The organism is Rhodococcus sp. NPDC078407 (genome assembly GCF_044542515.1).
Lineage (GTDB): Bacteria > Actinomycetota > Actinomycetes > Mycobacteriales > Mycobacteriaceae > Rhodococcoides.
In genome coordinates this window covers 147588-161244 of sequence record NZ_JBITUQ010000001.1, presented here as the reverse complement: position 1 = coordinate 161244, position 13657 = coordinate 147588, and the positions used below count along the sequence as shown (strand labels likewise).

General features: G+C 65.2%; 13 protein-coding genes. 7 read left to right on the top strand and 6 right to left on the bottom strand.

Features of this window, described 5'->3' with window-relative positions; translation table 11 throughout:
* Positions 1-6 precede the first annotated feature (6 nt).
* Positions 7-1116, bottom strand: coding sequence for a polyprenyl synthetase family protein (locus ACIGGF_RS00735; RefSeq protein ID WP_397519540.1), 1110 nt, complete (start codon positions 1114-1116; stop codon positions 7-9).
* A 198-nt stretch (positions 1117-1314) separates the two neighbouring features.
* On the opposite strand from ACIGGF_RS00735, the gene metF reads away from it, so the two are divergent.
* On the top strand, positions 1315-2241 hold the full coding sequence (gene metF / locus ACIGGF_RS00730; protein WP_397519834.1) for a methylenetetrahydrofolate reductase [NAD(P)H]: 927 nt from the start codon (positions 1315-1317) through the stop codon (positions 2239-2241).
* Positions 2242-2244: 3 nt separating this feature from the next.
* On the opposite strand, the gene ACIGGF_RS00725 is transcribed toward metF, so the two are convergent.
* From ACIGGF_RS00725 to ACIGGF_RS00705, 5 genes are all read right to left on the bottom strand, one after another.
* Positions 2245-3342 carry a glycosyltransferase gene (locus ACIGGF_RS00725; RefSeq protein ID WP_397519833.1) on the bottom strand — a complete coding sequence of 366 codons (1098 nt, stop codon included), beginning with the start codon at positions 3340-3342 and terminating at the stop codon, positions 2245-2247.
* 62 nt (positions 3343-3404) lie between these two features.
* Positions 3405-4160 carry an LppM family (lipo)protein gene (locus tag ACIGGF_RS00720; RefSeq protein ID WP_397519539.1) on the bottom strand — a complete coding sequence of 252 codons (756 nt, stop codon included), beginning with the start codon at positions 4158-4160 and terminating at the stop codon, positions 3405-3407.
* A 27-nt stretch (positions 4161-4187) separates the two neighbouring features.
* The gene (locus ACIGGF_RS00715; RefSeq protein WP_397519538.1) at positions 4188-5048 is read right to left on the bottom strand and encodes a carotenoid biosynthesis protein; all 861 of its coding nucleotides are present in this window, start codon (positions 5046-5048) and stop codon (positions 4188-4190) included.
* Positions 5045-6652, bottom strand: coding sequence for a phytoene desaturase family protein (locus tag ACIGGF_RS00710; RefSeq protein ID WP_397519537.1), 1608 nt, complete (start codon positions 6650-6652; stop codon positions 5045-5047). Before ACIGGF_RS00710 ends, ACIGGF_RS00715 begins: the two co-directional genes overlap by 4 nt.
* Before the next feature lie 4 nt (positions 6653-6656).
* The gene (locus ACIGGF_RS00705) at positions 6657-7274 is read right to left on the bottom strand and encodes a GNAT family N-acetyltransferase (protein ID WP_397519536.1); all 618 of its coding nucleotides are present in this window, start codon (positions 7272-7274) and stop codon (positions 6657-6659) included.
* Between the two features lie 196 nt (positions 7275-7470).
* On the opposite strand from ACIGGF_RS00705, the gene ACIGGF_RS00700 reads away from it, so the two are divergent.
* The 6 genes from ACIGGF_RS00700 (at position 7471) to ACIGGF_RS00675 (ending at position 13536) form a co-directional block, all read left to right on the top strand.
* Positions 7471-7926, top strand: coding sequence for an SAV_6107 family HEPN domain-containing protein (locus ACIGGF_RS00700; protein ID WP_397519535.1), 456 nt, complete (start codon positions 7471-7473; stop codon positions 7924-7926).
* A gap of 227 nt (positions 7927-8153) precedes the next feature.
* A complete protein-coding gene (locus ACIGGF_RS00695; RefSeq protein WP_397519534.1) occupies positions 8154-8591 on the top strand; it encodes a DUF3040 domain-containing protein in 438 nt (145 codons plus the stop codon).
* A 556-nt stretch (positions 8592-9147) separates the two neighbouring features.
* Positions 9148-9579 carry a division/cell wall cluster transcriptional repressor MraZ gene (gene mraZ, locus ACIGGF_RS00690; RefSeq protein WP_027497352.1) on the top strand — a complete coding sequence of 144 codons (432 nt, stop codon included), beginning with the start codon at positions 9148-9150 and terminating at the stop codon, positions 9577-9579.
* Positions 9580-9797: 218 nt separating this feature from the next.
* Complete coding sequence (gene rsmH / locus ACIGGF_RS00685; protein WP_397519533.1) at positions 9798-10829, top strand: 16S rRNA (cytosine(1402)-N(4))-methyltransferase RsmH; 1032 nt, start codon at positions 9798-9800, stop codon at positions 10827-10829.
* Positions 10826-11683: a hypothetical protein gene (locus ACIGGF_RS00680; RefSeq protein ID WP_397519532.1), complete on the top strand. Its 858-nt coding sequence runs from the start codon at positions 10826-10828 to the stop codon at positions 11681-11683. Before rsmH ends, ACIGGF_RS00680 begins: the two co-directional genes overlap by 4 nt.
* Positions 11684-11730: 47 nt before the next feature.
* Positions 11731-13536: a peptidoglycan D,D-transpeptidase FtsI family protein gene (locus tag ACIGGF_RS00675; RefSeq protein WP_397519531.1), complete on the top strand. Its 1806-nt coding sequence runs from the start codon at positions 11731-11733 to the stop codon at positions 13534-13536.
* The last annotated feature ends 121 nt before the right edge of the window (positions 13537-13657 follow it).

The window sequence follows — 13657 nt, the reverse complement described above, 5'->3', positions numbered from 1 at the left end:
CTACTTTCAGTACTGCCGCTTGATAGCGGCGGTTGCCATGGCGCGCAGATGCGCCGCAGCGGCTGGTTCGATCGAACTGTTGTCCAGGGCTGCGACGGCCCGAGCGCCGAGCTCGTCGATCTGCCGTTCGACTGCGTCCACTGCGCCGAGTTCGACCAGAATCGAGCGAATATCGGCCACCGCATCGGCGTCGAGTTCGGTTCCGAGGCTGGCCCGGATCGTGGCTGCGTGATCGGGCCGGGTCTCGTCGGCCTGCTTCAGAGCCGACGCGATGAGCACGGTGCGCTTGCCCTCGGTGATGTCGTCGCCCGACGGTTTACCGGTCACTTCGGGATCGCCGAACACGCCGAGCAGGTCGTCTCGCAATTGGAACGCAATGCCGATGTCCGCTCCGAAATTGCGGTACGCGCCAATCAGGTCCTCGTCGGCATCGGCCAGAACTGCGCCGAGGTGCAGCGGTCGCTCCACGGTGTACGCGGCGGTCTTGTAGCGATTGACCCGCATCGCAGCCTCGATGCCCTCGTCGATGCCTGCTTCGGCCTCGATGTCGAGGAGTTGGCCACCCAGAACCTCGGTCCGCATGGCCGACCACACCGGCTGGACCCGTCGCATCGCGTCGTCGTCGATGCCCGATTCGCGGAGGAGGTCGTCAGCCCAGCACAGTGCGAGATCACCGACGAGAATGGCTGCCGACTCACCGAAGTGGTCCGAGGAACCCGACCAGCCAGCGTCTCGATGACGTCGAGCGAAGCCGACGTGCACAGTCGGAAATCCGCGTCGCGTACTGGACGAATCGATGATGTCGTCGTGGATCAGGGCGCACGCCTGAATCAGTTCGAGCGCCGAGCAGGCGCGAAGCACGGCGTCTGCCCGCGTACCGGTTCCTTCGCCGCCGGCACCGAGCCAAGCGGTCCAGGCGAACGCGGGGCGCATGCGTTTGCCGCCGCGGAACACGAACGCTTCGAGATCCGCCACGGCTGCGGGGTAACCGCCGCCGACGGTGTCGACGACTGCGCGACGCGAGGCGAAGAACTCGGCGAGTCCGGCATCCACGGCACTGCGCAGGGCGGTCGGTCCGGTTGCGATGGTGGGGGTGTCGACGACGGGCGAAGACAAGTCTTCGGACAGGACGATCCTCCAAGGTTTGCAGTGGGTACGTCGGAATATGGTTACCAGACTAGTGGCCCTCCGGACCGGCGCGCCGACGCGCAGCGAACACCGACGCCAGGGAGGCCCGACGGGCTGTGTTCGCGCGCAACCTATGATCTTCGGGTGAGCGAAGAATCCGTCCGGGGGCGCGCGAGTCGAGGTTTTGTGACGAGGACTCCGTCCATCGTCGACCGACTACGCACCGAACCGAACGCCAGAATCCCGTTCTCGGTGGAGTTCTCACCGCCGCGCGATGCCGCCGCCGAGGCCAGACTGTGGCGGGCGGTTCGTGAATTCGAGCAGCTTGCACCCGCCTTCGTGTCGATGACGTACGGCGCAGGCGGGTCCACGCGCGATCGAACTGTGCGGGTCACCGGCGAAATCGCCGAGGAAACGACGCTGCTTCCGGTGGCGCATCTCACAGCCGTGTCGCACAGCGTCGACGAGTTGCGGTCGATGGTCGGGTCCTATGCCGACCGCGGCATCACCAACATTCTCGTGCTGCGCGGAGACCCGCCGGGGGATCCGCTCGGTGACTGGGAGAAACATCCCGACGGAGTCGAATACGCGGAGGAACTCGTCCGGTTGGTACGAGATCTCGGCGACTTCCACGTCGGTGTGGCCTCGTTCCCCGAAGGACACCACCGCGCCGACGACCTGGAACAAGACACCAGATGCCTGGTCGGCAAGCTCCGTGCCGGTGCCGAGTACTCGATCACCCAGATGTTCTTCGACGTGGACGATTATCTGCGCTTGCGCGACCGGGTGTCTGCGCACGACGCAGAGCAGGGTGCCAAGCCGATCATCCCCGAGATCATGCCCATCACCTCGCTCCGGTCGGTCCGTCGGATGCTCGAACTCTCGGGCACGACGCTGCCGTCATCCCTGGACGAGAAATTCACTCGGGCAGCGGGATCCGGACCGGAGGAGGACCGCGCAGCCGTCCGGGAAGTGGGCATCGAACTCGCCACGAACATCGGCGAGCGGCTGATTTCCGAGGGTGCGCCGGGATTGCACTTCATCACATTGAACTTCGCCCGTGCCACCCGTGAGGTGTTGAGCAACCTGGGACTCGCGCCCGCGCGGGTATAGCCGCTACGGCAAGGGCACCGTTCGCGACTTCCAGGTCAACGATCCGCGGTGTCTGCGGATGTGGGATTCCGCGACGAGCGCGGAGAAGGCGAGAATCGACACCGGATGCAGCGCCGCGTCCACCACATCGTCGACGCCGAACTGCGGTCCCGCTTCGCGTCGACGTGCGACCATTCGTGACACCGTGCCCGCGAGATATCCGGCGCAGCCGAGCCGACGCGTCGTTCCCGTGGCCGTGAGGGCAGCTATCGGAGGAACGAGGTAGAGCGTCGACAATGCCAGCGTGGCGGCGGCCGAACCTACCGAGCCGCCGAACTCGTTCCACAGCCACCGGCTGTATCCGGATCGAAGATCGGCGGTGGAGTCGTACATTCGGCAGCTGACGAACCCGGCACCCGACGCCACCGCCGACGACAGGCCCCGGCGACGAAGCGCGCGTGCCAAATCCAAATCCTCGGTTGCGCTGGCCGCGACGCAGCTGTGGCCTCCGATGGCGCGATACGACCCGGCGTCGAAGACCATGAACTGACCACAGGCCACCGCCATCGAGGGCAGCAGGGTCGAGTTCGCCACCGACACGGGAAGAGTGGACATCCACGACCACCCGAGCAGTGGTTGAACCAGTCGCTCGGCGACACTGCCGGTCAGCTGTTCCGGCCACGGGCACAGCAGCGCTGCATCGAGCTCGCGCAGCATCCGCGACGCCGCGGCCACAGCGTCGGGTGCGAGTCGCACGTCGGCATCGACGAACACGACGATCGACGCCCGCGGGTCTGCTTGGTCGGCCATTCGTGCCAGCTCTGCGCATGCGGCGGCCTTGCCGGTCCAGCCGGACGGGGGAGCGGCCTTCGAGGTCACGACGTGAATCCTGGGGTCACCGGCAGCGGCGGCGCGGGCCGCCGCTGCTGTTCCGTCGCTCGAGTCGTCGTCGAGGACGATGACCCGCATGTTCGGGCACGATCGCTGACGAGTGAGGTCGCCGATCAGCAACGGCAGGGTCGCTCGCTCGTCGCGGGCGGGAATGCAGACGACCACGCGTTCGGCGAGGTCGTGATCCGCAGCACGCAAGCGCGGCATGGAACGAGAATTGAGTAGCGTCATCGCAGCCGATGCTGCTGCCAGAACTGCGGCGGCTGCCGTCGTCCGTGCGAGGAAGCGGCCGGTCACACCGACGTTCTGTCGGTCGAACTTCCGGAATCGGTACCGCGCGACCCACGGCCCCGCAGCGGCGGGTTGCGTGAGACCCACGCCATCGCTCCCACGATGGCTGCGACTCCGACCGTGACGCCGCCCACTATCCCGGCCCAGCCGGCGAAGCTTCTGGTGTTGGGGTCGGGGTAGTTGACTTCGGCGCGCAGGGACGTGGTTTCGCCTGCAGGCAGCTTCCAGGAGATCGAGTTGTCGCTCTCGCGGGTGCCGTTCGTCGTTCCGATGCGAGCAGGAAACGCAATGGTGAACTGCACGTCCGAACCCTGCACCGGAACCGAGGACAGGTCGGCGTTGCCCGACAGAGAGACGGTGTCACCCGATCGCTGCAGCTCGAGCTGAAACGATCCGGCCGCGTTCTGGAAGATGGAACCGAGTGTCTGGACATCGCCGAAGGAGAGGTCGTCGAACATCGCCTGCGAACCGACGTAACCGTCCTGGTTGTACGGCTCGACGCGAACCTTGTCCTCGATGGACGACGGAACCACGAGTTCCGGGCCGGTATCGGAGTCCGAGGTCGGTACGGTCGCTGCGACGATCTGACCAGCCACCCGGTCGTTCGCCGACACACCCATCGTGACCTGGACCCGAAGGCATCCGGCGAGCATCGGCGCGACCAGCAGCGCCAATGCGACCACCGAGAGAACTCGTCGTCGGTGGGTTCGGTGAGAGGTTTGCGATGTCGACTGCACAGCGACATCGTGCCAGGGCATCGCGCCGATGTCAGTCGGCAGGGGTTGTCAGCGAGGTGTGTCGGTGCCGGGACGAGATGCCGCAGCACGCGACCGCCGTCGAAGCGAGCGACCGCGAACACCCATCGATACCAGCGGGATGCCGACCGCACCCATCACGAGGAACCCGTACACGGCCGAGTAGCGAAGTTCCGGACCGTCCAGGAACACCGCGTGTGCGAGTGCGGACCCGAGCCATGTCCACATGAACAGCCCGATGGGTACCGCATCGTCGGACGGCCGTGGCTCGCCGGACGGCCTACGGTTCCCGATGGCACGGTCCAGCGTTTCCATGGCCGCTGCCATCAGCGTGGCCACCACGAGCCAGCCGAGGTAGTTGGTCAGCGGAATCGACGGCACACCCGGCAGGCCGACGGCACCCGATGTCCAGGTCCACTGGCCGTCGGTCACCATCTGGGGATCGAGATATAGGTCCCACCCGACCATGCCCACCGCGACCGCGGCGATCCGAAGACCGGTGGCTCGAACCTGGGTCTGGCCGAGTCTGCGGACGACGAAGGTCACCGCACACCAGATCGGATAGAAGCCGGCCGTCCAGGCCAGTGGAACCACCACGGGTACGTCGAAGAGGCTGGGCCCCAATCGGTTCTGAGCGTAGAAGTATTCGCCGAAGGGGATGCCGGTGGCTGTGCCCACCATTTCGGATGCAAACCCGGTGCCTGCCGTCACGAGGAACAGAACGACGGCCCACAGGGCCCCGCGGTGCAGCACTGCATGCAGGATCGACGCGAGTGCAAGGAACGCGACAACGGCTACCGTCACGGCGTCTCGGGTCGGCCCCGACACCAGGGGGTAGACGATCTGGCACCCGACGGCAGCGGCCGCGACGACGATCGGTGCAATCCTCATGCTCGCCTCTTTCGGAAGAATTCGCGACGGCGTCCGGCGCGCGCATCGGCGATCGCGATGCGCGCTGCCGACCGGCCGCTGGCTGCGGTGACCCCGCCACCGGGGTGAGTGGATGCCCCGGTGAGATACAGACCGTCGGCCCCCGGCACTCGATGACCGGCCAGTTGCGGGTGAGGCCGCCACATCATCATCTGGTCCAGTGACATGTCCAGGTGCATGATGTTGCCTCCGATCAGCCCGAGTTCGCGCTCGATGTCCGGCGGGGATTGCACGTGCCGATCCAGCACTGCATCGGCGAATCCAGGGGCGTATCGGTCCATCTCGGCGACGATCCGATCCGCCTCGAACTCGGCCAGCGAGCGTTCGCCGGGAGTATCGGAGCGCCAGCGTCGACCGTCGGCGAGAGTGTGCGGATGCCATTGCGACCACAGAGAGATCTGATGCTGGCCCGCCGGCGCGATGGTGGGGTCGACAGCGCTGAACGACATCCCCAGCACTGCCGGGGTGGGTGGCAGGTCGCCGGCGAGTGCATGTCCGTGTGCCAGACGTAGTTGGCTGCGGTCGCGTACCAGTAATGCAAGGCCGTGGGTGCCGTCCTCGACCCGATCGGCACTGGGGTAGATCGGCAGGGCGTCGGTGGCCAGTCGTACTGCGGTACCGAGCCCCGGTCCGACCCGTATCGTGCTGCGCCACCGCGCGAGCTGCGCCGGATCGTGCCCGCCGGCGGCGAGCAGGTCGAGAGTGGTCAGGATATGGCAGCCTGCCACCACGACGCGGCTGTCGATCTCCCGGCCCGACGCGGTCCTGGTGGTCCAGCCGTCCGACCGGCGCACGAGCGTGGTCACGGCGTCACCTAGGGTGAGCGCGGCACCGTCTCGCTGCAAACGGGCGATCATGGCCTCGGTCAGCGCGCCACTGCCGCCGACGGCACGGCCGGGCGGAAGCGTGTGCATGAGAGCGGCGAAACCCACCATGGGTGCGGTGCCGGGCTCGGACATCGGCGGTCCCGACTGTGCGCCGAACCATGCCAGAGCGGCCTTGAGGCGTTCGCTCGAGAACATTTCGTCCAGTAACGAATCTCCGGTGGCGAGGAACTCGCGCGAGAGCATGCTGCCACCGTCCGGTGCCCCCAGACCCCAGAAGGAACGCAGCAGCTTCGACCCGGTGGGCGGACCGCCGAATGCGCGCATCGTGCGTTGGCTGCGCGGTCCCCAGATCGAGACGAACGTCCGGTAGGCTCGCGCGTCGGCAGTTCCGCATGCTGCGGCGATGGAGTCGCAGGTGCGATCGAGGCTTCGATGGAAGACGATGGCGCGCTCGGTGGTGTCGACGGCTCCCGGTGCGAACGCCCAGGGATCGCAGTCGATGTAGCGCAGGCCGAATCGGGCCAGGTCGAGTTCTTCGATGATGCCGGTGTGCCGAATCATGATGTGCGCAGACGAGCCACGGTCCACCCGATGTCCGGGAAAGCGTTCCACCGTCGATACTGCGCCACCGGCGATGGTGTCGCGTTCGAGAATCTCCACCGACCAGCCGGCATCGGTCAGATAGCAGGCGGAGGTCAGGGCATTGTGGCCGGAGCCCACCACCACAGCATCGATCACCCCTTCATGCTACTGGCCCGTCCAGCGGCAACCGGCGACCCAGAACGGCGAAGGGCCGCCGATCGCCCGCGAAAGTGAAGTTCCGCAGTACGTCGGCGAAGCCCAGACGGCGATAGAGCCGCCAGGCTCGATTGTCCTCGTTCGCCACCTCGGGTGTGGACAACATCACGTTGTCCGCGTCGACACCGTCCAGCAGTCGGCGGCAGAGGCGCGCGCCGAGGCCGTACCCCTGAGCGCTGGGGAGGACATGTAGCTCGGTCAGCTCGAAATAGTTCTCCAGCGCGACCTCGACGTCGTGTGGGGTGTGCCCCGAGCGTCGCAATCCGTCGCGCACCTGCTGATGCCACCACTGGTGCGGTGCTCCGTGGTAGCCGTAGGCGACTGCGACCAGTGAATCCGGCCGGGTCGGATCCGAGGCCGGGAGCAGGGCTCCGACTGCTCGCCACCCGGAACGATGCAGGTGTTCGGTCCACATCGGGGCCCGGCTCTGCTCGGTTCCGCGCGGGTACCCCATGGCCTGGACGTAGATCGACAGGGCTTCGAGTAACCGCTGGCGGAACTCCGGGGGCGTCAGATCGACCAGGTAGGGCGTTGTCTGCGCGTCGGTAACGACTGTTCTCACCCTTCCTTCGGCAACTTGTCGGTGGGCAGAGCTATATTGAAAGGGTCGAACGGGTGTTCGATGATCGGGGCCGAGTGCGCCGGTGTTTTCGACTCGAGCAAGTGGGTCGGATTCTCCGGAGTTCGACTGTAAGGCTTCGTCACGGTTCCGGGCGCGTCAGGTACGCGCCGGAGATTCGAACTGGAGGTGTTCGAGTATGACGATCACGAAGGCATTCGATGCCGGCGTGCGGTCGCCGGTGCCGCGTCAGGCCCGGATTCTGCTCGGTCGGGCCGACGCGCTGTTGTCCGAGTCCATCGGAGAGGGCGATGCGGGGGATCGCTTTCTCGGAAGCTACGCCGCGGCACTCAAGGGTGCGGCGGCAGTACTGGCATCGTTGCCGAATTCGATCGGCGCGCGTCCTCGTTCGCGGAGCGCGTGGGTGTTGATGGCCAAGGCGGCCCCGGATCTTGCCGTCTGGTCGGACTACTTCGCATCGTTCTCGGCCACTCGTGCGGCGGTCGAGGCCGGTGCATCGAGCACGACGGGAGATCTCGACGCCGACGATTTCTATCGGCACGTGAGTCGTTTTCTGAACGAGGTCGACGATCGACTCGGGGGTCAGTCCCGGTTCGCGTCCGACGAGTCGATGAACACACCGTTGTCGGCTTAGCTCTCCGAGTTGGTCGAACAGTGTGAACTGCCACGTCATACGGTGTTCGGTCGTAGTTTCCGAGACGCCCGTCTCGAAATCTTCGGCGTTTCTCAGGAACACATCGTCCGAGTAGGTGGTAAGCAGCGGATTCAGCTCGTATCATCGACAACAGGTAGCCGCCAAGGTCAGCTTCCCGTCGTTTCGCAACCGAAGCGACCTTCAATATCAGTGCAGGGGGAGGTACCGTGCCACTCTCCGAGCACGAGCAGCGCATGCTCGATCAGATCGAGAGCGCTCTCTACGCCGAGGATCCCAAATTCGCGTCTCATGTGAGAGGCGGTCGCGTTCGTGCGGCGTCGAGCAGAAGGCGTTTTCAGGCTGCCGCGTTGTTCGTCGTGGGACTCGTGTTGCTCGTCGCCGGTGTTGCGTTGTCGACGAACAGCTTGGCTTTTCTCGTCGTCAGTCTCATCGGCTTTTTGTTCATGTTCGGTGCCGGGGCGCTGTTCTTGTTCGGCGGTTCCAAGAAGGGGACGGCCGCAACGTCGGACGAAGGCGGCGCTGACAACAGTGCCACCGAAGGTTCCGGTCGCAGCTCCGGTCAGAAGCCGAAGGGTGGCCGCAAAGGCGGCAGCTTCGGCTCTCGGATGGAGGATCGGTTCCGCAAGAGGTTCGAGCAGGACTGAGCGGGCCGGGTTCCGACCCGCAACCGTCAGCCCGTACAACTTCACGCGTCACGCACAGCACCTCACCTTTGGGTGAGGTGCTGTTGTCGTTTCCGGCTGTCACAGGATGAACACGCCGCCCGCCGATCGTGCCCGACCGTTGTCGGCCGATGCGCACGCACGGTGCGGCGACCCACTGCGGTATCCAGCGTGGTTTCCACTGCAGGTATCTACTGCAGGCATCCACTGCGGGTGGCCTCCCCACTTCTCCCCACCATCAGCAGGAATCCCCACTTCTCCCCACCTGAGTAGCGCCGCGGCGTCTCGAGCTGGATCGTTGCTCCTCGCACAGGGTGAAACCGCTGGTCGAGAAGGGGAAATCGCAGTGGTGCAGCGCTCCATCCCTGGCGGGAGCTACTCCCAGCCATAACATTTCAGCCGTCGATTCGAGCAGTCTCACCGTCGTTGGCCTGCGGATACGTGTATTCGCCCAAAGTTTTCTCGCAGTGAATGGTTCGAAGTGGGGGAGAGTGGGGTAAAGTGGTCCGCAGCGGAGAGTCGAGGCTGGAGGTGGCGAGTGTTTCTCGGTACCTACACGCCGAAACTCGACGACAAGGGTCGACTGACGTTGCCGGCCAAGTTTCGAGACGCGCTTGCAGGAGGTGTCATGGTGAGCAAGGGGCAAGATTTCAGCCTTGCGGTCTACACCGCGGCAGACTTCGCGGAGCGGTCTCGGAAACTGACGGCTGCGTCGCGTGCCAACCCCAAAGCTCGTGCCTACGTTCGTCAGTTCTTCTCTGGGACCGACGAGCAGAGGCCGGACGGACAGGGGCGCATCACCATCAGCCCGGAGCACCGTCGCTACGCCGGTCTCGAACGCAATTGCGTGGTGATCGGTTCGATGGACTTCATCGAAATATGGAACGACGAAGCGTGGGCCCGCTACTCCGCCGAGAACGAGCAGGACTTCTCCGACGCATTCGATGAATCGCTCGGAGGAATCTTGTAACCCGCCCAGGTCGCCTGCGAGTGCAGCGAGGCCTCTGCCCGATCAGAACCCTGACGTTCTTCCCCAACGCCAGGTTTCGCAGATCAGGACCCTGACGTTCTTCCCCAACGCCAGGTTCCCTATCGGACAGGGACCTCGAAGCATTCGCACCGGCGCCCCTGGGCAACCGCATGGCCCGGACCCGGGCGAGACGCACGTACGCACGACCGGGAGGAACCATGACGGAGGGCGACGGGCGGGACGAGAGCGCATCGTCCGCCGAACGAACCCACCGTCGATCTCCGGGTCCTCTGCACGTACCGGTTCGACTCGATCGGGCCGACGAATTACTTGGCCCAGCAATCGATTCGGCCGATGGCCCCCGCGTCATGATCGACGCGACCCTCGGACTGGGCGGTCACGCCGAACACTTTCTCCGCACTTACCCGCACCTGCACCTCATCGGGCTCGATCGCGATCCCGAGGCGCTGCGACACGCCGGATCGCGGCTCTCGCCGTTCGCGGATCGAATCACGTTGGTGCACACCACCTACGACGGTATTGCCGAGGCGCTCGACGAGGCAGGTCTGCCTGCACTCGAATCGGTGCACGCCATTCTGTTCGATCTCGGAGTGTCGTCGATGCAATTGGACGAGTCCGATCGAGGGTTCGCGTACTCCGTCGATGCGCCCTTGGACATGCGCATGAACCCGACGATCGGCATCACCGCTGCCGACGTACTCAACACCTACTCGCACGGCGAGATCGCGCGGGTACTCAGTACGTACGGCGAGGAGCGGTTCGCCGGCAAGATCGCCTCCGCTGTTCTGCGACGACGAGAGCACACCCCGTTCACCACGAGTGGTCCGTTGGTCGAGTTGCTCTACGCCGCGATTCCGGCCGCGACACGGCGCACCGGTGGGCACCCGGCCAAGCGCACCTTCCAGGCGCTGCGTATCGAGGTCAACGGCGAGCTGGACTCACTGAAGTCTGCGGTGCCTGCCGGGCTCGACGCGTTGGCTGTCGGTGGCCGCGTGGTCTTCATGTCGTATCAATCTCTGGAAGACCGAGTTGTGAAGCAAGAGTTGGCACCTCGTATCAAGTCGCGTAGCCCCGAGGGGCTGCCGGTCGAGCTTCCCGGAATGGGTCCGGAGTTCCAGCTCCTGACCAGAGGTGCCGAGCGAGCCTCGGATGCAGAAATCGAAGACAACCCACGTTCGGCTCCGGTGAGATTGCGCGCCGCCGAACGGATTGCAAGGAGAGCGGAATGACGGTTCCAGGCGGCACTGTTGGAACACGGCGCAATCGGGTTTCGGCGACGAGAAACAGGGTCGTTCCGCAGGCTCCACTCTCGCGCCCCGAACGTTCGGGCAAGGGCGGTGGCCGGTCCGGTGCCGCTCTTCGTGCGTACGAGCGCAAGCAGGCCCGCGCTTCGATTCACACGTCGGATTCCGCTCGTGTTGGTGGCGGTCGTCGTTCGATCGACGGGAGCGCCATCGCTGCCCGAATTCCGTTCGTTGCGTTGATCATCGGGCTACTGGCTCTCGGTCTCGGCTTGACGTTGTTGCTCACCACGCGGTCGGCCGGCGACTCCTACGATCTCAGCGCCGCCAAGGCCGTCAACACCGAACTCGCTCAACAGCGGGCGTCGTTGCGCAGTGATGTCGAGTTGGCGCAATCGGCACCGGAATTGGCGCGCAGGGCCGCCGAGTTGGGAATGGTTCCCGCCAAGAATCCGGCCCGCCTGATCGTCGCGCCCGACGGCGGCGTGCAGGTCGTCGGTACCCCGGCTCCGGCCGACGGTGCGCCGGTGGCCCCACTCGATCCGGTAGCGCCCGCAACCGCGGGTTCGAGCAACGTCCCCACCACAGCTGCAGTGCAGCAGCGGACGCCACGCAGCGCATCGCAGCCCAACAGCACCTCGGGCTCGATCGATACTCGGGCCGCCACGCCGAGTGCGCCTAATGGGGCCGGAAACGTTGCTCTTGCCGAACAATTGGTTCCCATGAGCATCCCCTCGCTCGAAACGCCGGCGGCCGAAGATCCGTCGTCGGCTGTCCCTTCGTCGGACCCCGCCGCCGACTCCGCCGCCGCCGCCGACGTAACCGCGGGTGACGGGCAGTGACCAGGCCCGCGCCTGCTCCGAGCCGGAGGCCACCGAGCCGAAAGCGTATGGACTCGTCCACGTTTCGGTTTCGGCACGGGACCGGCAGAATCCTCATGTACGTCGCATTAGCCGTCGCTGCAGCACAATTGCTGTGGATTCAAGGGTTCGACGGTCCAAGGCTGTCGGCCGAGTCGGCGTCGCAGCGCACCACCACGCTGGTGGATCCCGCGCTGCGCGGGTCCATTCTCGATCGCAACGGCAATCCGATCGCCTTCACGATGGAAGCGAAAGCGCTGACGTTCCAGCCGGTTCGGGTTCGTAGGGAACTCGACGAGGCCAGGGCGAAAGATCCCACCGAGCCGGAGACCGAGCAGTACCTCGAGGACATCGCCGCGCGCATCCACAGTGATCTCGGCGACGTGATCAGCGAGAAGGATCTGCTGGCGAAGTTGAAGAGCAACGACGAATTCACTTATCTCGCACGGGGTGTGGACGCAACCGTTGCGTCGAAGATCAGTGCTGACTTCAAGCAGGTCGGTCTCGAGCGTCAGGACATCCGGGAGTATCCGGGTGGCTCGCTCGCGGCGAACATCGTCGGTGCCACCGGTTGGGATGGACACGGTCTGCTCGGTCTCGAGGATTCGCTCGACGCGACCCTGGCCGGAACCGACGGTTCGCAGACCTACGACCGAGGGTCCGACGGTGCCGTCATTCCCGGTAGCTGGCGCGACAAGCAGCCCGCGGTCAACGGATCCGATGTCGAACTGACCATCGACGCGGACCTGCAGTACTACGTACAGCAACAGGTGCAGTTGGCGAAGGATCTGTCCGGAGCCAAGAATGCATCGGCCTACGTGCAGGATTCACGGACCGGTGAAGTGTTGGCGATGTCGAACGACAACACCTTCAACGCCGGTATCGGTGTCGGCAACAACGAGCGCACCAAGGAGATGGGCAACCTGCCCGTCACCACTCCGTTCGAGCCGGGTTCGGTGAACAAGATCATCACCGCGGCCGCGGCTGTCGAATACGGACTGACCACTCCGGACGAGGTGCTTCAGGTACCGGGCAGCATCTTCATGTCCGGTGTGTCGGTCAAGGACGCGTGGGACCACGGGGTGGTGCCGTACACCACCACGGGCGTGTTCGGAAAGTCCTCGAACGTCGGCACATTGATGCTGGCGCAACGCGTGGGCGAAGACCGATACGCCGACATGCTCGGCAAGTTCGGACTCGGCCAGCGCAGTGATGTCGGTCTGCCCAACGAGAGCGCGGGAAGCGTTCCCAGTCGGGATCAGTGGTCCGGAGGAACGTTCGCCAACCTGCCCATCGGTCAGGGCTTGTCGATGACGCTGCTGCAGATGACCGGGATGTACCAGGCGATCGCCAACGATGGTGTGCGTATTCCGCCGCGGATCGTCGAAGCGACGGTGGATGCCAACGGACAGCGGACCGAGGCCGAACGGCCGGAAGGGGTGTACGTGGTCAGTCCCGACACAGCGAAGACGGTCCGCAACATGTTCCGATCGGTCACCCAGGACGACACGGGTAATCAGCGCGGAACGGGAGTGGCGGCCGGTGTCGAGGGCTACCAGATCAGTGGCAAGACCGGTACGGCGCAGCAGGTCGATCCGGAATGCAAGTGCTATTCCAACTCGAACTACTGGATCACCTTTGCAGGAATCGCGCCTGCCGACGATCCTCGCTACGTGATCGGGATCATGCTCGATGCTCCGACGCGCAGCGCCGATGGTTCGGGCGGGCAGTCTGCGGCCCCTCTGTTCCACAACATCGCCAGCTGGATGCTGCAGCGGGACAGCGTTCCCATGTCGGCAGACCCCGGACCCAAGCTGGTTCTGCAGGCGGACTGATTCCCGAACTCACCGTTCCTGGACTCGGGGCGGCAACATCGCGATGCCGGTCGCCGGTAATCTGACACATCGGTTCGGGCGCGTTCGTTCGGCTGCCCTCGCGTGATCGAGCCGGGGCAGG